The 16,794-nt window shown below is 66.6% G+C and carries 19 protein-coding genes; 7 read left to right on the forward strand and 12 right to left on the reverse strand.

What is annotated here, in order from left to right; all coding sequences use genetic code 11:
- Nucleotides 1-18: 18 nt before the first annotated feature.
- From ASC87_RS02470 to ASC87_RS02480, 3 genes are read right to left on the reverse strand one after another with little or no spacing between them, the layout of a single operon-like run.
- The gene (locus ASC87_RS02470) at nt 19-465 is read right to left on the reverse strand and encodes a DUF2147 domain-containing protein (RefSeq protein WP_056656137.1); all 447 of its coding nucleotides are present in this window, start codon (nt 463-465) and stop codon (nt 19-21) included.
- Between the two features lie 31 nt (nt 466-496).
- Nucleotides 497-2,287, reverse strand: a complete 1,791-nt coding sequence (locus tag ASC87_RS02475; RefSeq protein ID WP_056656140.1) for an acyl-CoA dehydrogenase C-terminal domain-containing protein — start codon at nt 2,285-2,287, stop codon at nt 497-499.
- A gap of 46 nt (nt 2,288-2,333) precedes the next feature.
- Complete coding sequence (locus ASC87_RS02480) at nt 2,334-3,038, reverse strand: TetR/AcrR family transcriptional regulator (RefSeq protein ID WP_056656143.1); 705 nt, start codon at nt 3,036-3,038, stop codon at nt 2,334-2,336.
- A gap of 312 nt (nt 3,039-3,350) precedes the next feature.
- On the opposite strand from ASC87_RS02480, the gene ASC87_RS02485 reads away from it, so the two are divergent.
- Entirely contained in the window at nt 3,351-3,908 is a 558-nt protein-coding gene (locus tag ASC87_RS02485; protein ID WP_056656146.1) for an HNH endonuclease, read from the forward strand.
- 17 nt (nt 3,909-3,925) lie between these two features.
- On the opposite strand, the gene ASC87_RS02490 is transcribed toward ASC87_RS02485, so the two are convergent.
- Genes ASC87_RS02490 through tal form a run of 3 tightly spaced genes read right to left on the reverse strand, consistent with a single transcriptional unit; the run spans nt 3,926 to nt 7,666 of the window.
- Nucleotides 3,926-5,113, reverse strand: a complete 1,188-nt coding sequence (locus ASC87_RS02490; protein WP_082568331.1) for an aminotransferase class I/II-fold pyridoxal phosphate-dependent enzyme — start codon at nt 5,111-5,113, stop codon at nt 3,926-3,928.
- 7 nt (nt 5,114-5,120) lie between these two features.
- The gene (gene pgi, locus ASC87_RS02495) at nt 5,121-6,716 is read right to left on the reverse strand and encodes a glucose-6-phosphate isomerase (protein ID WP_056656151.1); all 1,596 of its coding nucleotides are present in this window, start codon (nt 6,714-6,716) and stop codon (nt 5,121-5,123) included.
- Complete coding sequence (gene tal / locus ASC87_RS02500; RefSeq protein ID WP_056656154.1) at nt 6,716-7,666, reverse strand: transaldolase; 951 nt, start codon at nt 7,664-7,666, stop codon at nt 6,716-6,718. The genes pgi and tal overlap by 1 nt, the downstream gene beginning before the upstream one ends.
- 103 nt (nt 7,667-7,769) lie before the next feature.
- On the opposite strand from tal, the gene zwf reads away from it, so the two are divergent.
- Nucleotides 7,770-9,215, forward strand: a complete 1,446-nt coding sequence (gene zwf / locus ASC87_RS02505; RefSeq protein WP_056656157.1) for a glucose-6-phosphate dehydrogenase — start codon at nt 7,770-7,772, stop codon at nt 9,213-9,215.
- Nucleotides 9,216-9,270: 55 nt separating this feature from the next.
- On the opposite strand, the gene ASC87_RS02510 is transcribed toward zwf, so the two are convergent.
- The 6 genes from ASC87_RS02510 to ASC87_RS02535 form a co-directional block, all read right to left on the reverse strand.
- Nucleotides 9,271-9,579, reverse strand: coding sequence for a lipid asymmetry maintenance protein MlaB (locus tag ASC87_RS02510; RefSeq protein ID WP_056656160.1), 309 nt, complete (start codon nt 9,577-9,579; stop codon nt 9,271-9,273).
- Between the two features lie 11 nt (nt 9,580-9,590).
- Nucleotides 9,591-10,211: a phospholipid-binding protein MlaC gene (locus ASC87_RS02515; RefSeq protein ID WP_056656163.1), complete on the reverse strand. Its 621-nt coding sequence runs from the start codon at nt 10,209-10,211 to the stop codon at nt 9,591-9,593.
- Between the two features lie 123 nt (nt 10,212-10,334).
- The gene (locus ASC87_RS02520; RefSeq protein WP_082568332.1) at nt 10,335-11,186 is read right to left on the reverse strand and encodes a VacJ family lipoprotein; all 852 of its coding nucleotides are present in this window, start codon (nt 11,184-11,186) and stop codon (nt 10,335-10,337) included.
- Nucleotides 11,183-11,677 (reverse strand): outer membrane lipid asymmetry maintenance protein MlaD, encoded by a 495-nt coding sequence (gene mlaD, locus ASC87_RS02525; protein ID WP_056656164.1) that lies wholly within the window; start codon nt 11,675-11,677, stop codon nt 11,183-11,185. The genes ASC87_RS02520 and mlaD overlap by 4 nt, the downstream gene beginning before the upstream one ends.
- A 12-nt stretch (nt 11,678-11,689) precedes the next feature.
- Complete coding sequence (gene mlaE, locus ASC87_RS02530; protein ID WP_056656167.1) at nt 11,690-12,472, reverse strand: lipid asymmetry maintenance ABC transporter permease subunit MlaE; 783 nt, start codon at nt 12,470-12,472, stop codon at nt 11,690-11,692.
- Nucleotides 12,469-13,308 (reverse strand): ABC transporter ATP-binding protein, encoded by an 840-nt coding sequence (locus ASC87_RS02535; RefSeq protein ID WP_056656170.1) that lies wholly within the window; start codon nt 13,306-13,308, stop codon nt 12,469-12,471. Before ASC87_RS02535 ends, mlaE begins: the two co-directional genes overlap by 4 nt.
- Before the next feature lie 216 nt (nt 13,309-13,524).
- Here ASC87_RS02535 and ASC87_RS02540 point away from each other — a divergent pair, with 216 nt between their 5' ends.
- The 5 genes from ASC87_RS02540 to ASC87_RS02560 are packed head-to-tail and all read left to right on the forward strand — an operon-like array spanning nt 13,525 to nt 16,787.
- Nucleotides 13,525-13,986 carry a type IV pilin protein gene (locus ASC87_RS02540; protein WP_304440675.1) on the forward strand — a complete coding sequence of 154 codons (462 nt, stop codon included), beginning with the start codon at nt 13,525-13,527 and terminating at the stop codon, nt 13,984-13,986.
- A complete protein-coding gene (locus tag ASC87_RS02545) occupies nt 13,986-14,594 on the forward strand; it encodes a GspH/FimT family pseudopilin (RefSeq protein ID WP_056656409.1) in 609 nt (202 codons plus the stop codon). Before ASC87_RS02540 ends, ASC87_RS02545 begins: the two co-directional genes overlap by 1 nt.
- The gene (gene pilV, locus ASC87_RS02550) at nt 14,594-14,986 is read left to right on the forward strand and encodes a type IV pilus modification protein PilV (protein ID WP_235582018.1); all 393 of its coding nucleotides are present in this window, start codon (nt 14,594-14,596) and stop codon (nt 14,984-14,986) included. Before ASC87_RS02545 ends, pilV begins: the two co-directional genes overlap by 1 nt.
- Nucleotides 14,983-16,143, forward strand: coding sequence for a PilW family protein (locus ASC87_RS32645; RefSeq protein ID WP_056656180.1), 1,161 nt, complete (start codon nt 14,983-14,985; stop codon nt 16,141-16,143). Before pilV ends, ASC87_RS32645 begins: the two co-directional genes overlap by 4 nt.
- Complete coding sequence (locus ASC87_RS02560; RefSeq protein WP_056656182.1) at nt 16,140-16,787, forward strand: hypothetical protein; 648 nt, start codon at nt 16,140-16,142, stop codon at nt 16,785-16,787. The genes ASC87_RS32645 and ASC87_RS02560 overlap by 4 nt, the downstream gene beginning before the upstream one ends.
- Nucleotides 16,788-16,794 lie beyond the last annotated feature (7 nt).

Raw genomic sequence — 16,794 nt, forward strand, 5'->3', positions numbered from 1 at the left:
TCGGATTCGGTCCGCGCGTCACTCGGCGCGGATCCAGACTTGGGTGCGGCCGAACATCGGCGCACCGATGTAGCCACGCACCTGGAGCTTCTTGCCACCCTCGATGGGGGTCAGGCGCACCTTGTAGGTCTTGCCGTTGGCGGGGTCAAGGATGGTGCCCCCATCCCACGTGGCACTGTCGGCCTCGTCGCTCTTCTTGACACCACGGATCAGCTGGAGGCCGAGCAGCGGCTTGTCCTTGCGGTCGTCGGTGCACTTGTCGCAGACGAGCTTCTCGGGCTCGGGCGTGTCGATCAGCTTCTCGAGCTTCGCGCTGAGCACACCACCGGCCTCGGTGATGCGCACGTACGAACGCTCCTTCTTCGTCGAATCGTCGACCGTCTTCCACAGCCCGGCGGGCGTGGCTTCCGCCAAGGCGGCGAACGACACGAAGACAGCGGCCAGGCCGCACAGCACACGTTTCATGGGGGGCTCCTTCAAGCGCCGAGGGGATTGCTCAGAACCAGGACTCTTCCATTTCCACGAGCGTCGGCAGGCCGGCGCGCGCGGTGCGGATCAACGATGCCGTCTCGGGCATCAGCTTGGCGAAGTAGAAGCGCGCCGTGGCGAGCTTGGCCTTGTAGAACGGGTCGCCACCACCTTGTTTCTCGAGGGCGACCTTGGCCATGCGGGCCCAGAAGTAGCCGAACACGAGGTGGCCCACGACGCGCAGGTAGTCGACCGAGGCCGCGCCCACTTCGTCCTGGTTGCCGAAGGCCTTCATGCCCAGTTCCGTGGTCAGCTTGACGACCTTCTCGCCCAGGTCGGCCAGCGGGTTCACGAACTCCTGCATGGCTTCGTTGGTGCCCTCTTCCTCGACGAATTCCTGCACCATCTTGCCGAACTTGCGCAGCTTGGCGCCGTTGTCTGCGAGGACCTTGCGGCCCAGCAGGTCCAGCGACTGCACGGTGTTCGTGCCTTCGTAGATCATGTTGATGCGCGCGTCACGCACGTACTGCTCCATGCCCCACTCGGCGATGTAGCCGTGGCCGCCGAACACCTGCATGCAGTGCGACGTGGCGATCCACGCGTTGTCGGTGATGAACGCCTTGATGATCGGGGTGATCAGCGCCACCATCTCGCCGGCTTCCTTGCGCACGTCGGCGTCGTCGGACGACAGCTCCTTGTCGAGCTGCAGCGTGGTCCACAGGCCCAGCGCGCGGCCGCCTTCGGCGTAGGCGCGGGCGGTCAGCAGCATCTTGCGCACGTCGGGGTGCACGATGATCGGGTCGGCAGGCTTGTCCGGGGCCTTCGGGCCCGACAGCGCACGCATCTGCAGGCGGTCCTTCGCGTAGGCCACGGCGTTCTGGTACGCCACTTCGGTGAGGCCGAGGGACTGCATGCCCACGCCCAGGCGGGCGGCGTTCATCATCACGAACATGGCTTGCAGGCCCTTGTTCGGCTGGCCCACGAGCGTGCCCACGGCGCCGTCGAGCGTCAGCTGCGCGGTGGCGTTGCCGTGGATGCCCATCTTGTGCTCGAGGCCCGTGCAGAAGATCGGGTTGCGCGAGCCGAGGCTGCCGTCGGCATTGACGTTGAATTTCGGCACCACGAAGAGCGAGATGCCCTTCGAACCCACCGGGGCGTCGGGCAGGCGGGCCAGCACGAGGTGGATGATGTTTTCGGTCAGGTCGTGCTCACCGGCAGAGATGAAGATCTTGGCGCCGGTGATCTTGTAGGTGCCGTCGCCGAGCGGTTCGGCCTTCGAGCGCAGCAGGCCCAGGTCGGTGCCGCAGTGCGGTTCGGTCAGGCACATCGTTCCGGTCCACTCGCCGCTCGTGAGCTTCGGCAGGTACGTCTTCTTCTGCTCGTCGGTGCCGTGGGCGTGCAGGGCTTCGTACGCGCCGTGCGACAGGCCGGGGTACATCGTCCAGGCCTGGTTGCCCGAGTTCATCATTTCGTACAGGCACTGGTTCACCAGGTGCGGCAGGCCTTGGCCACCGTACGCCGGGTCGCAGCTCAGTGCGGGCCAGCCGCCTTCGACGTAGGTCTTGTACGCTTCCTTGAAGCCCTTCGGCGGGCTGACTTCGTGCGTCTTTTTATCGAGCGTGCAACCCTCCTGGTCACCGCTCAGGTTGATCGGGAAGATCACCTGGGAGGCGAACTTGCCGCCCTCTTCGATCACCGCGTTGATGGTGTCGGCATCGATGTCCGCGAATGGCGGCAGGGCCTTCAGTTCATCGGTGACGTTGAGCACTTCGTGCATCACGAATTGCATGTCGCGCAACGGCGGGGTGTACTGGGCCATCATGAGCTCCTTGGAGAAAATCGAGAGAGGGACAAGAGGAAAAGGATCAGCCGCGCTTGGGGCGCGCGGGCTGGGGCGATGAATTGGTGGTGGGCAGGGCCAGGCCGGCGGGTGTGGCGTAGTAGCTCACGACGCGCTCGAACGACACCCGCACGCGCTCGAGTGAACCGGGGGTACGCAGGAAGCGCGCATCGTGGTGCAGCGCGAGGATGAGGCCGTGCACCTCGAACAGCATCTGTTGCGGGTCGGTGTCCTCGCGCAGGTGGCCTTCGGACACTGCCAGTGCGATGGCCTTGGTGAGTGCCACCTGCCAGGCCGCCACCATCTCGACGAGGGCGTCACGCACCGGACCGGGGCGGTCGTCGAACTCGACGGCGCCACTGATGTAGATGCAGCCCGAGTCCAGTTCGACGGAGACCCGCTTCACCCAGCGATCGAACAGCGCGCGCAGCCGGGGCAGGCCGCGGGCCACGCGCATTGCAGGGTGGAACACTTCTTCCTCGAATTTCACGTGATACTCGCGGATCACGGAGATCTGCAATTCCTCCCGTGAACCGAAGTGGGCGAACACGCCCGACTTGCTCATGCGGGTCACGTCGGCCAGCGCGCCGATGGACAGGCCCTCGAGACCCATGTGCGAGGCCAGGTTCAGCGCCGCTTCCAGAATGACCGCGCGCGTCTGCTGGCCCTTCTGCAGGGTCTTCGGCGCATCGCGCGAAGCGCGGGGAGTGAGGGAGGTCGGTTCGGTCACAGCAAAGCCCGGAAAGAAACGAACGATCGTTCTATTTTTGCAGAAAAGCAAGCCCCTTGTCTGCCTGGCGGCAGTTTTTTTTGGGGGGATGCGCGGGTTTCGGGGATGGAACCCGCATCGTTCCGCGAAAACCTCCTGGCCCCCCCAGGGTTAACCCCAAAAAGCCGAACCCGAAGTGCACGAAGGTGCAACGCGCCTTCGGTGATGCCTTGATGAAACCGGCCGGTCCGTGTCCAAACCGCCGACATCTCGCAGGCAACTTGGGTAAACAGCCCCGTTTGGTTTACTCTCTGTCCAAGGAGAGTCATCCCTGTGGAAGTGCTGCAACTCGATGTGTCGGGCCGGCCACAATCGTGGATCTCGGCCAAGGAAGCGGCGGTCATCTACGCCAGTGACGGCGTGGCATGGACGCTCGGGGATGCCTTTTACGTGCTGCGCGGCGGCATGCAGCGCGTCACCGGCCTCCAGTCCCGCATCGAGGTGCACCCCATCATCGCGGTGCGTGGCGCGGTCCCCAGCCGGGCGTGGCGGCAGTCCCCTGCCCTGTCGAACCCGAAGCTCTTCTCGCGCGACCGGCACCTGTGCGCCTACTGCGGCGGCCACTTCCATGGCGACCACCTCACCCGTGAACACATCGTGCCCACCTCGCGGGGCGGCCACGACACCTGGATGAACTGCATCACCGCATGCCGCGCCTGCAATGGCCGCAAGGGCAACCGGATGCCCGAGGAAGCGCACATGACGCTGCTGTACCTGCCCTACGTGCCCAGCCTGCACGAGGACATGATCCTGCGGGGCCGCCGCATCCTTGCCGACCAGATGGAGTTCCTGCTGGCCAGCGTGCCGCGCAACAGCCGCCTGCGCGCCTGAACCCGCCGGGGGGGGCGTCAGCCCGCCTGCGCCCCCAGGCCGGCCACGAACCGGCCGAGCCGCTCGATGCCTTCGGCCAACTCGGCGCGCGATGCCGCATAGGACAGCCGCACGTGGGCGTCGGCGCCACATTGGCCGAAGTCACCGCCCGGCGTGAGCGCCACATGGGCCTCGTCCAGGGCGCGTTCGCAGAACCGCATGGCATCGAGCCCGGTGCCCCGCACGTCGAAGTACACGTAGAACGCCCCATCCGGCGGCGCCGGCACCGGCAGGCCGATGCGGGCCAGGCCGTCCAGCACGAGCCGGCGGCGCTCACCGAACTCGGCCCGGCGGGCCTCGCACACGGCCAACGATGCCGGCGTGAAACAGGCCAGCGCCGCGTGCTGCGCGGGAGTGGACGGGCAGATGTAGTAGTTCTGCGCGAGGCGCTCCATCACGGGCACCATCGCCTCCGGCACGATGCACCAGCCCAGCCGCCAGCCTGTCATGCCGAAATACTTCGAGAAGCTGTTGATGACCACGGCATCGGGATCGAACGACAACACGGTGCGTGGCGGCTGCCCTTGCGCATCGGCATCGCTCAGGTCGAGGTAGATCTCGTCGACCAGGCGCCAGGCGCCGTGCTGGCGCGCCCATTCGCACAGCGCCGCCAGTTCGGCGGGCGGCACCGACGTGCCGGTGGGGTTGGACGGCGTGGCCACCATCAGGCCACGCGTGCGGTCGGTCCAGTGCGATTGCACCGTGGCCAGGTCGAGCTGGAACCGGGTGGACGCATCGGTGGGCACGAGGCGCACGTCGGCGCCGAAGCCATCGAGGAACCGGCGGTTGCACGGGTACGACGGGTCACCGACGATCACCTCGTCGCCCGGGTCCACCAGCGCGGCGGTCACAAGCAGCAGGGCCGCAGAGGCGCCAGCGGTCACGATGACCCGCGACGGGTGCACATGCACGCCGTGCGCCGATTGGTAGAAGCCAGCGATCGCCGCACGCAGCGCCGGCAAGCCCAGCGCCGAGGTGTACGGCAGCGGCCCGCCGTCCGCCGCCTGGCGCAATGCCTCCAGCACGGCAGGCGGGGCGCCGAAGTCGGGTTCGCCAAGGCTCAGCTTCACCACATGCTGGCCCTGTGCCTCCAGCGCCGCCGCCCGCTTTCCAAATTCCATCGCGAGGAACGGCGCGATGGACTCGGCCCGGCGCGAGAACTTCATGGAACGCTCAGGCGCGCAGGCGCTTGAGCAGCCCCGCGGTGGAACCATCGAGCCCCTGCGTGTCGCCGGACGCCAGGCGCGGCAGCAAGTCGCTGCACAGGGCCTTGCCCAGTTCCACGCCCCACTGGTCGAAGCTGTTGATGTCCCACAGCGCGCCGCTGACGAACACGCGGTGCTCGTACAACGCGATCAGCGCGCCCAGCGCGTGCGGGCTCAGCTGGTCGATCAGCAGCGTGGTGCTGGGCCGGTTGCCAGGGAAGCTGCGGTGACGCGACAGCACGCCGCGATCCAGGTCGGCCGACGCGGTGGGTGCCTTCTCGGTCACCGCCTCGGCCGCGGTCTTGCCGAGCATCAGGGCCTGGCTCTGCGCGAGGCCGTTGGCCATCAGCTTCGTCTGGAGGTCGGTGAACCCGTGGGCGGGGTGCTTGACCAGGATGAACTCGACCGGGATCACGTCGGTGCCCTGGTGCAGCATCTGGAAGTAGGCGTGTTGGCCGTTGGTGCCGGGCTCACCCCAGACGACCGGGCTGGTGGCAAACGGCAGTGTGTCGCCGTTCTGGTCCACCGACTTGCCGTTGCTTTCCATCTCGAGTTGCTGCAGGTACGCCGGGAAACGGCGCAGGCCCTGGTGGTACGGCGCCACGCTGCGGCTGCCGAAGCCGTGGAAGTTGCGGTACCAGACGTCGAGCAGGCCCAGCACGATGGGCAGGTTCTTCGGCGCGGGGGTGTCGGCGAAGTGGCGGTCCATCGCGTGGGCGCCGGCCAGCAGTTCGCGGAAGTGGTCGCCCCCGACCGCGATGGCGATGGGCAACCCGATGGCCGACCACAGCGAGTAGCGCCCGCCCACCCAGTCCCAGAACCCGAAGGTGGTGGTGATGCCGAAGGCGGCGGCCGCCTCGACGTTGGTGGTGGTGGCGACGAAGTGTTTCGCGATGTCGGTGCCGCCCTGCGCCTCGAACCACGCCTTCGCGACCTTCGCGTTGGCCATGGTTTCCTGCGTGGTGAACGTCTTGCTGGCGATCACGAACAGGGTTTCGGACGCCTTCAGCTTGCGCAGCACCGGCGTGATGTCGTGCCCGTCGACGTTGGAGACGAAGTGGAACGTGAGGCCCGGGTGCACGAACGCGTCGAGCGCGGGGATGACCATCTGCGGCCCGAGGTCGCTGCCGCCGATGCCGATGTTGACCACGTGGCGGATGCCGCTGGCGGCAGTGTCACGCACCTGCTCGGCATACCCGAGCATGGCGTCGAGCACGTGGTGCACGTCGTCGCTGAAGGGGCCCTTGCCGCGCGGGGCGCGCAGCGCGGTGTGCAAGACGGCGCGGCCTTCGGTGGTGTTGATGGGGTCGCCCCGCAGCATCGCGTCGCGTCGGGCCTCGACACCGCATTCGCGGGCGAGGTCGAGCAGGAAGTGCAGCGTGGCGGTGTCGATGCGGTTCTTCGACAGGTCGGCATAGAGGCCGGGCGCGTCGAAACCCAGGGCGTCGAAACGGCCCGGGTCGCGCACGAACGCGTCGCGGATGTCGAAATCGCGGCCATGGGCCTCGAAGTGCCCGGCCAGTGCGGCCCAGGCTTCGGTGCGGTCACAACGGGCGTTGGGCATCAGGCGAGCCCCTCGATCATCTTGTCGAGCTTGCCGGCGTCGACGGCGAAGGCGCGGACACCCTCCGCGAGCTTTTCGGTGGCCATGGCATCGTCGTTCAGCGCGAGACGAAAGCTCGGCTCGTTGTGCGTGGTGGCGTGGATGGGCGCGTTCCTGGCGGCCTTCGGGTCGAGCGCACGCGACAGCGGTGCGTCGGTGGCCTGCAGCTTCGCGAGCAGGTCGGGGCTGATGGTGAGCAGGTCGCAGCCCGCCAGTGCCTGGATCTGGCCCAGGTTGCGGAAGCTTGCGCCCATCACCTCGGTGTCGATGTCGAACTTCTTGTAGTACGTGTAGATCTGCGAGACGGACTTGACACCCGGGTCGTTGGCGAGCGAGCTGGCAGCTTCGTCCCAGCCGGCGCCGGCGGACTTCTTGTGCCAGTCGTAGATGCGCCCCACGAACGGCGAGATCAGGCGCACACCGGCTTCGCCGCAGGCCACGGCCTGGCAGAACGAGAACAGCAGCGTCAGGTTGCAGTGGATGCCGTCGTGTTCGAGGATGCGGGCGGCCTGGATGCCCTCCCACGTGGACGCGATCTTGATGAGCACGCGGTCGCGGCCGATGCCCCGGGCCTCGTACAGGGCCATGATGCGGCGGGCGCGGGCCACGGTGGCGGCGGTGTCGAAGCTCAGGCGGGCGTCCACCTCGGTGGACACGCGGCCGGGCACCACCTTCAGGATCTCGACACCGAAGCGCACCAGCACTTCGTCGACGATGGCGTCGAGCCGGTCGTTCTTGTGGGCGGCCACCGTGGCGGTCAGCAGCGGCGCGTAGTCGGGCTGCTGCACGGCCTTCAGGATCAGCGACGGGTTGGTGGTGGCATCCCGCGGCGCGAACGCGGCGAGCTCCTTGAAGTTGCCGGTGTCGGCGACAACGGTCGTGAACTGCTTGAGTTGATCGAGTTGGTTCATGTGGAATAGCTCCTCGGGGAGGACCTTATTAGAGCGCAGCGCGCGTTGACGCCCCCAGGATACTTCGGCACCATGCCTTGCACCCCAACACCCGACTGTATTGATGTCTTTCGACCTTGTCTTTTTCGGCGGCACCGGTGACCTGACCTGGCGCAAGCTCATGCCCGCGCTGTTCCAGGCGTTCCGCCACGGCAAGCTCCCGGCCGGGGGCCGCATCCTGTCGGTGGCCCGGGAGGAGTTGTCGGACGAACAATACCGGGCCTGGCTGAAAGAGCGCTTCCAGGACGTCGAGGGCGCCAAACGGCCCAACGACGAGGAATTCGCCCGGTTCGCCGAGCTGCTGCACTACCGGCGCATGGACCTGTCCCAGCCGGCCGACTACCTGCGGCTGAAGTCATGGCTGCAGGGGCGCAACGCCCACACGGCGGTGCTGTACCTCGCCACCAGCCCGCACCTCTTCCCGATGATCTGCGAGCAGCTCGGTGCCGCCGGGCTCAATGCGCCGCACATCCGGGTGGTTCTCGAGAAGCCGCTCGGCCACGACCTGGCCAGCGCACAGGAAATCAACCGGGTGGTGCGCTCGGTTTTCAGCGAAACCCAGGCATTCCGCATCGACCACTACCTGGGCAAGCCGTCCGTGCAGAACCTGATGGCGCTGCGCTTCGGCAATGCGCTGTTCGAGCCGCTGTGGCGCCGCGAAAGCATCGCCAACATCCAGATCACCCTGGCCGAAGGCCTGGGCGTGGGCACCCGCGGCGAGTTCTACAACCGCACTGGCGCGCTGCGCGACATGATCCAGAACCATGCGCTGCAGCTGCTGACCATGGTGGCCATGGAGCCGCCGTCCAGCAATGACGCCGACGCCATCCGCGACGAAAAGCTGAAGGTGCTGCGGTCGCTGAAACCGTTCACCGAAGACAGCGTGGCGCGCGACGTGGTGCGCGGCCAGTACCGCCCAGGCAGTGCCGCGGGCCAGCCGGCCGTGGGGTTCCTGCAGGAGCAGGACGTGCCGGCCGGCAGCCGCTGCGAAACCTTCGTGGCACTGCGAACCGAGGTTCAGAACTGGCGCTGGGCGGGGGTGCCGTTTTACCTGCGCACCGGCAAGCGGCTCGCGTCGCACGAAGCGCAGATCGTCGTGAACTTCCGCCCCACGCCCCACAACATCTTTCCGGGCGTGAACCAGCCCAACAAGCTCGTGATCAAGCTGCAGCCCGAAGATGGTCTCGAACTGCACCTGCTGGCGGCCAAGGGCACCAACCAGCAGGAGGCGCTGTCGCCGGTGTCGCTCGACCTGGACTTCGACAAGGCCTTTGCGGAAAACCGCGTGGGCGCCTACGAGAGACTGCTGCTCGACGCGCTGGCAGGCCGGCTGAACCTGTTCGTGCGCAGCGACGAACAGGAGCAGGCCTGGCGGTTCGTCGAACCCATCCTGCAAGCCTGGGCCAAGGATTCCGCGGGCCCCCGGCCCTATGCCGCCGGCACCTGGGGCCCGGCGGCCGCCAGCGCCCTGGTCGCCCGCGACAACTTCGCCTGGGACGAGGAACAGTGACCCCCTGAAACGACGACGGGCGCCCTGAGGCGCCCGTCGTGGTGCACGGCCCGGATCAGGCCACCCGTTCCGGTGCCGGCTCGGCCACGGGCATCAGCAGGGTGTCGACACCGTACAGGCGCGCGAGGTCCGAGAGTTTGGACGGCGCGTGGCGCACCACGAACCCCTTCCCCCACGCCTTTGCCAGGCGTTGGCACTCGAGCAGCACGGCCAGCGCGGCGGAATCGAAGCGCTGGAGGCCCGAGGCATCCACCGTCACTTCCGCCTCGCCGGGCGCCTTGGCCTCCTGCTGCAGGGCCGACGACAGCATGCGCTGCGTGTCGCGGGCCTCGCGGCTGGTGATGGTGGCAGGCAGGATCAGCATCGTCTGGCGGATCAGCTGTTGGCCGCGGCAGCCTTGCCGTTCAGGTCCACGAGGAGCTTGATCACGCCGTCGATGCCGCTCTGGCTCAGCACCGGCTTGAACTGGCCCTGGTAGGTGGTGACAAGCCACAGCCCGCCCACGTTGACGTCCCAGATCTTCCAGGCGTCGCCGGCCTTCTCGAGGCGGTAGTCGAGCTGGATGGGCTGGCCCTTGCCGCGAATCTCGCTGCGCACGAGCACGTTGCTCTCGTCGGAGACGTCACGCACCGGCTTGACTTCGACGGTCTGGTCCTTCACTTGCGACAGGGCACCGGCGTACGTGCGAAGCAGCAGCGTGCGGAACTCGTCCTGCACCTTCTGTTTCTGCTCCGGCGTGGCCTTGTTCCACTGCGGACCGATCGTCTTCGAGGTCATGCGGGTGAAGTTGACGTAGGGCAGCACCTTGGCTTCCACCAGCGCCGAGATCTTCTTCAGATCGCCGGCCTGGATCGACTTGTCGGCCTTGGCCGCATCGAGCACCTCGCCCGAGACCTGCCGCACGAGCGCATCGGGCCCCTGCTGAGCCAGTGCCACACCACTGACCGCCACAAAACCGATGGCAGCCACCCACGACATCAAACGTTGCATACGCATTCAGATTCCTTTCAGATCACCGGCATCAAAGACCGGTATGGGACGGCATCGAGGGCAAAGAGTTCAGTCCCCGATCACCGCCTCGTCACACAACGCAACTGGCCGGACTTTGGTTGTCAGCGATCAGTTGCTGGGTTGGGATGCCGGCGCATCGGGCGCGGAGGCCGCGGCCGCTGCCGGGGCGGATGCCGCGGCCGGCTGCGACGCTGCGGCGGCCGGGGGTTCCGGGTCGGCCTCGAACGAGTCCTCTTCCGACTCGGGTTCGTTGCCATCGTAGACCAGGCTGCGGCGGCGTTGCAGGTAGGCATCGCGCACGAACACGTATTTGTCGAGTGCCATGTCGTCGAGCATGCGGCTGGTGGGCAGCAGGTTGGCGCGCTCGTTGAGCAGGCCCAGGAACATCAGGCTGTACTGGGTGCTGCCATCGGAAAACGCCAGCCCCGGCCCGACATAACGGTCCAGCGGCATGGCAAACGACTCGCGCACCGTGGACGGCCCGAACAGGGGCCACACGACGTATGGCCCCGGCGCGATGCCCCAGTAACCGAGCGTCTGGCCGAAGTCTTCGCGCTGGCTGTCGAGGCCGAGTTCAGTGGCCACGTCGAACAACCCGCCGATGCCGAACAGCGTGTTGGTGCCCACACGCATCACGTCCTGGGCACCGTCGGCGAGCTTGCCCTGCAGCACGTTGTTCACCGCCGACCAGGCGTCGGCGAAGTTGCCGTAGAAGTTGGTGACACCGGTGCGGATGAGTTGTGGCACCACCTTTTCATAGGCGGTGGCCACCGGCCGGATCACGGCCGTGTCGATGGCATCGTTGAAGCTGAAGACCTTGCGGTTCCAGTTTTCCCAGGGATCCACCTTCGACGGTTTCGGCGGCTCGGCATCCGCGGCGGACGAACCTGCCGTGGTGGCGCACCCCGTGGTGACGAGCAGGGCGAGGACCGCCGCGCCGGTCGCGAGCAGGCGTCTCACTTCTTCGCCCCCGGTGCAGGTGCCGCGGGTGCGGCCGGCTCCGCCGCCTTGCTGTACAGGAACTGGCTGATCAGGTTCTCGAGCACCACGGCATCCTGGGTCTGCTTGATGGTGTCGTTGGCCACGAGCGCCTTCTCGTCCACGCCGGGCTCGAGCCCGATGTATTGCTCGCCCAGCAAGCCGGAGGTCAGGATCTTCGCGATGCTGTCCTTCGGGAACTCCACCTTCTTCTCCAGCTGCAGCTGCACACGCGCCTGGAAGGTCTTGCTGTCGAAGGTGATGGCTTCGACGCGGCCCACCACCACCCCGGCACTCTTGACCGCGGCACGCGGCTTGAGCCCGCCGATGTTGTCGAACCGGGCCACGACGGCGTAGGTTTCGCCGAAGTTGAGGTTCAGCAGGTTGCCGGCGCGCAGCGCCAGGAACAGGACGGCCGCCGCGCCGATCAGCACGAACAGGCCCACCCACACGTCATGACGAGATTTTTGCATCGTCGTCGCTCCTCAAATCGAAAACATCATGGCGGTCAGCACGAAATCGAGCGCCAACACGGAAAGGGATGCCATCACCACGGTGCGGGTGGTGGCCTGTGCCACGCCATCGGGCGTGGGCTTGCATGCAAAGCCCTGGAGCAATGCGATGAAGGTGACGGTGAACCCGAACACGACGCTCTTGACGATGCCGTTGCCCACATCCGCCCAGACGTCCACCCCACCCTGCATCTGCGACCAGAACGACCCGGGGTCGATGCCGATCAGCACCACCGCGACGAGCCACCCGCCGAGGATACCGACTGCGCTGAACACCGCGGCCAGCAGTGGCATCGCCACGACACCGCCCCAGAAGCGCGGCGCGAGCACCCGCTTGACCGGGTCGACCGCCATCATCTCCATGGCCACCAGCTGCTCGCCGGCTTTCATGAGGCCGATCTCGGCGGTGAGCGACGTGCCGGCCCGACCGGCAAACAGCAGCGCCGTGACCACCGGGCCCAGCTCGCGCACCAGCGACAACGCCACCAGCAGCCCCACCGCGTCGGCCGAACCGTAGCGCTGCAGCGTGTAGTACCCCTGCAGGGCCAGCACGAAGCCGACGAACAGCCCCGACACCGAGATGATCGACAACGACCGGTTGCCGATGAAAAACACCTGGTCGGTCACGAGCCGGAAGCGCCCGAAGGTGGCCCCCACCAGCGACACCAGTTGGAAGAAGAGGCGCGTGGCGTCACCGATGTCGGCCAGCTTGCCGCGCACCGCGAACCCCACCACGGAAGGACGCAGCCAGTTCATCGAACGCTCCCGCCGACGCCGAAGTCTTCGGCCAGGGGCACGGCCGGGTAATGGAAGCGCACCGGGCCATCAGGATGGCCGCCCACGAACTGCTGCACCAGCGGGTCTTCGCTGCGGCGCATGTCGTCGGGAGACCCCTGCGCGACGATGCGGCCGTTGGCCACGAACACCACGTGGTCGGCGATCAGGAAGGTTTCGTCGACGTCGTGCGACACGACGATGCTGGTCACGCCCAGCGCGTTGTTCAGGTCGCGGATGAGCGTGGCGGCCACGCTCATCGAGATGGGGTCGAGGCCGGCGAACGGCTCGTCGTACATGATGAGGTCGGGGTCGAGCGCGATGGCCCGGGCGAGCGCCACGCGGCGTGCCATGCCCCCGGACACCTGGGACGGCAGCAGGTCGCGCGCGCCCCGCAGGCCCACGGCATTGAGTTTCATCAGCACGAGGTCGCGGATCATGCTGTCGTTCAGGTTCGTGTGTTCGCGCAACGGGAAGGCCACGTTGTCGAACACCGACAGGTCGGTGAACAGCGCCCCGAACTGGAACAGCATGCCCATGCGACGGCGAACCGTGTACAGGGCATCGGTGTCGAGCGTGGCCAGGTCGACGCCATCGAACAGCACTTGGCCGCTCATGGGCGCGAGCAGGCGCCCGATCAGGCGCAGCACGGTGGTCTTGCCTCCGCCGGACGTGCCCATCAACGCCAGCACCTTGCCCCGGGGCACGGTGAGGTTGACGTTCTCGAGGATCACCCTGTCATCGTAACCACAGGTCACGTTGCGCAGCTCGATCAGCGGTACGGGGGCAGCAGGGGAATCAACAGGAGGTGAACTCATTCGCCTTCGGAGAGGTGCGGGCGGATGGATTGTCCGCAAACGACCGATGATAGGGCATCGGGCGCAGGCCGGTTGAAGCTGGCGTGAAGACAAGGCAAAGGAGTGTGTCAGGACACTATCCTTCGGGGGGCGCCGATGAACGGTCGACCGACCGGGACGAGCGGGGACACCCCGCCCCCGCCCACCGGCACACTTCAAACCTCCGGAAAGGCCTTCATGAACCCGATGTCCCACGCCCTGCCCCGCCAACGCGGCTTCACGCTGATCGAAGTGATGATTGTTGTCGCGATCATCGCCATCCTGGCCTCGATCGCCATTCCGTCCTATCGTGACTACATCATCCGCGGGCAACTGACCGAAGCCACCACCGCGTTGTCCGGCTACCGGGCCAAGATGGAGCGCCATTTCCAGGACAACCGTGATTACCGCACGGTGGGTACGTTTGTGACGCCATGCGCCCTGGGCAACGATGCGAGCCGCACGATCGGCAAATTCGTCGTGAGTTGCGCCGGCACCCCCACCTCCACCACGTACATCGTCCAGGCGGTCGGCACGGGTTCCATGAGCGGATTCACGCTGTCGGTGAACGAGAAGGACGAACAGAAGAGCGACGCCGGCCCGGCGGGCTATGGCGTTTGTGCCAGGCACTGGATCCTGAAGCGGGGCCAGGCATGCTGATGCTTCGCGGCAGGCGACCCCGGGCCCCCGATCGGGGTTTCACCCTGGTCGAACTGATGGTGACCCTCTCGCTCATCGCTATCCTGCTGATGCTCGCCGTGCCGTCCTTCACGGCCATGCTGCGCAACAGCCAGGTCCGCACCATTGCCGACGCGCTGCAGAACGGCCTGCGCCAGGCCCAGTCGGAAGCCATCCGCCGGAACCGCCAGACGGTGTTTTCGCTGACGAACGCGGAGCCCAGCCTCTCGTCCCAGGCCGTGGCCGACGGCACCAACTGGGCCATCCACACGATCCCGCGGGCCACGGAGTCCGCCACGGTGCGTGAATTCGTCCAGGGTGGTTCGCTGTCTGACTCCTCCGCGGGCGTGACGATCGACGGCCCGGCCGCCCTCTGCTTCAGTTCGAATGGCCGCCAGGTCGCCCACGACACGCCCGGCGTAGGTACGGCCACATGCACCGTCGACGGGGCACAACCGCTGGTGGGCTACGACATTGCCCGCGTGGGCGCCGACCGCCGCCTGCGCGTCACCGTTTCGTTGAACGGGCAGGTGCGCATGTGCGACCCGGACAAGACCTTCTCTTCATCCCACCCCGACGGATGCATGTGATGAAACCAAGCCAGAAACGCCAGCGGGGCATGAGCCTGATCGAGGCCTTGACGACCGTGCTGATCTTTTCCGTGGGCCTCATGGGGCTCGTCGGCCTGCAATCTAGGGCGATCCAGTTCTCTTCCAGCGCGGAAGACACCAACCGGGCCGCCTTGCTCGCCAACGACCTGACCGCCCAGATGCGGCTCAGCAAGAGCATCACGGTCAACGCCACCGAACTGCAGGCCTGGAAGGACCGTGTGTCCAAGCCGGCCGAAGGCGGCTTGCCGAACGGCGTGGGCAACGTGACCCAGCGCTCGGCCACCGAGGTGGACATCACCATCCAGTGGAAATCGCCGAATGCGGCCACGACGGAACCCATGAACAAGTACCAAACGCAGTTCATCCTATGAACACCTTGCAGCGCATGCGCGTGAAGGAGGCCGGGTTTTCCCTGGTCGAACTGATGGTCTCGATGGTCATCGCCCTGGTACTGACGCTCGTCATCTCGAAAGTGATGCTCGACCACGAAGTTTCCAAGCGGTCCACCACCACCCTGAACGACGCCAACCAGAACGGTGCACTCGCCGCCTACGAGCTCGACCGCGCCATCCGGAGCGCCGGCTCCGGCTTCATGCAGAGCTGGTCCTCGGCCGGCGGCAATTCATTGGGATGCCTCATCAACTCGTCACGCGATGGCGCCATCATCCTGCCTCGGCCGTCGGCGTTTCCAGAGCCGTTCACCGGAGTCAACCCGAACGTGAGGCTGGCGCCCGTTGTCGTCCAGCAAGGCACCGATTCGGACGTGTTGATCGCGATGTCGGGCAACGCCGGCTTTGCCGAGGTCGGACGCGCCGTGCTGGCCGTCTCCACCGCACCGGCCAACGTGCGCCTCGTGAACACGCTGGGTTGGCAACAGGACGACCTGGTGCTGCTGGTGGAGGATGGCCTGGACTGCATGCTGCAGCAGGTGGGCGCGGTGGCCGCCGGCGCGACCGACTTGTTGCCGCTGTCGGGCTCGTTCTTCAGCGCCACGGGAACCAGCGCCAACCTCGGCAGCTTTGGCACGGCGACGCCCTACGCCATCGCCCTCGGCAACATCAGCACCCAGAAGACGCGCAACAACCCGCCTGAATTCAAGCTGTACGGCGTGGACCCGACCCGCTACGCCCTGGTCACGTATGACCTGCTGACGCAAGGTGCCAACGAGGCCCCGCTCCCCCTGGCAGACGGTGTCGTGGCCATGCGTGCGGTCTACGGCATCGACATCGACGGTGACGGCGACCAAGACGCTTGGCAGGCCCCCACCGGCGCCTTTGCAAGTGCCGCCCTGCTCAATGGTTCGGCCGCCTCCCAGTCCCTGCTGCGGCAGATCGTCTCGGTCCGGGTCGGTCTCATCATGCGCACGTCGCTGCTCGAGAAGGAGGCGGTCAATCCCGCCGGCACCGAGGTCGAGCTGTTCAAGGACATCGACATGTCCGTCAAGCGTGAACTCACGGGCGACGAACTGTACGCCCGCCACCGCACGGTCGAAATCACCATCCCGCTTCGGAACGTCCTCCTCTTATGAAATCCATCCTCATGCGTCCTGCCGGTGCTTGCACACCCCGCGGGCAGCGCGGCGTCGTGCTGCTGTTCGCGCTGATCGCCCTGGCCATCATGATGATTGCGAGCGTGGCCCTCGTCCGCTCGTTCAACAGCAGCATGTACACGTCCGGCAACGTCGCGTTCAAGCGCGACATGCAGAACCAGGCCCAGCGCGCCGTCACGGCGGCACTTGCGACAGTCCAGGGAACCGGCGCCCTGATCACGCCACTCGCCCGGTCGACGGCCAAGGCGCAATACAACTACAGCGCCACATCGCTCGAAACCACCGCGGAAGGCATTCCGAAGGTGTTGCTGATCGACGCCGAAACCTTCGACCAGACCTGGACCGCCGGTGCCATCGTGCCAGCGGACCAGGGCATCACCATCCGCTACGTGGTAGACCGCCTCTGCAACAGCGAGGGCCTCGACACCGACCTCGGCGCCGCCCGATGCCAGATCGTCGGCCCCCCCCAGAAGGGCGGGAGCGGCTCGCACCTGATCAATCCGGAAGACACCTCTTCCAGTGGCGGCGGTTCGCTACAACTCCAGATCGTGTACCGCATCAGCGTTCGGGTGGATGGGCCGCGCAACTCGCAGTCCTTCTACCAATCCACGTTCACCATGTAATCCGAGA

The organism is Rhizobacter sp. Root1221 (genome assembly GCF_001425785.1).
Taxonomy (GTDB): domain Bacteria; phylum Pseudomonadota; class Gammaproteobacteria; order Burkholderiales; family Burkholderiaceae_C; genus Rhizobacter.

What these genes read in the sequence shown, in the direction of transcription:
- ASC87_RS02470 (WP_056656137.1), bottom strand. Translation starts at nt 465, where the DNA reads ATGAAACGTGTGCTGTGCGGCCTGGCCGCTGTCTTCGTGTCGTTCGCC.
- ASC87_RS02475 (WP_056656140.1), bottom strand. Translation starts at nt 2,287, where the DNA reads ATGGCCCAGTACACCCCGCCGTTGCGCGACATGCAATTCGTGATGCAC.
- ASC87_RS02490 (WP_082568331.1), bottom strand. Translation starts at nt 5,113, where the DNA reads ATGAAGTTCTCGCGCCGGGCCGAGTCCATCGCGCCGTTCCTCGCGATG.
- pgi (WP_056656151.1), bottom strand. Translation starts at nt 6,716, where the DNA reads ATGCCCAACGCCCGTTGTGACCGCACCGAAGCCTGGGCCGCACTGGCC.
- tal (WP_056656154.1), bottom strand. Translation starts at nt 7,666, where the DNA reads ATGAACCAACTCGATCAACTCAAGCAGTTCACGACCGTTGTCGCCGAC.
- zwf (WP_056656157.1), top strand. Translation starts at nt 7,770, where the DNA reads ATGTCTTTCGACCTTGTCTTTTTCGGCGGCACCGGTGACCTGACCTGG.
- ASC87_RS02510 (WP_056656160.1), bottom strand. Translation starts at nt 9,579, where the DNA reads ATGCTGATCCTGCCTGCCACCATCACCAGCCGCGAGGCCCGCGACACG.
- ASC87_RS02515 (WP_056656163.1), bottom strand. Translation starts at nt 10,211, where the DNA reads ATGCGTATGCAACGTTTGATGTCGTGGGTGGCTGCCATCGGTTTTGTG.
- mlaD (WP_056656164.1), bottom strand. Translation starts at nt 11,677, where the DNA reads ATGCAAAAATCTCGTCATGACGTGTGGGTGGGCCTGTTCGTGCTGATC.
- mlaE (WP_056656167.1), bottom strand. Translation starts at nt 12,472, where the DNA reads ATGAACTGGCTGCGTCCTTCCGTGGTGGGGTTCGCGGTGCGCGGCAAG.
- ASC87_RS02535 (WP_056656170.1), bottom strand. Translation starts at nt 13,308, where the DNA reads ATGAGTTCACCTCCTGTTGATTCCCCTGCTGCCCCCGTACCGCTGATC.
- ASC87_RS02540 (WP_304440675.1), top strand. Translation starts at nt 13,525, where the DNA reads ATGAACCCGATGTCCCACGCCCTGCCCCGCCAACGCGGCTTCACGCTG.
- ASC87_RS02545 (WP_056656409.1), top strand. Translation starts at nt 13,986, where the DNA reads ATGCTTCGCGGCAGGCGACCCCGGGCCCCCGATCGGGGTTTCACCCTG.
- pilV (WP_235582018.1), top strand. Translation starts at nt 14,594, where the DNA reads ATGAAACCAAGCCAGAAACGCCAGCGGGGCATGAGCCTGATCGAGGCC.
- ASC87_RS32645 (WP_056656180.1), top strand. Translation starts at nt 14,983, where the DNA reads ATGAACACCTTGCAGCGCATGCGCGTGAAGGAGGCCGGGTTTTCCCTG.
- ASC87_RS02560 (WP_056656182.1), top strand. Translation starts at nt 16,140, where the DNA reads ATGAAATCCATCCTCATGCGTCCTGCCGGTGCTTGCACACCCCGCGGG.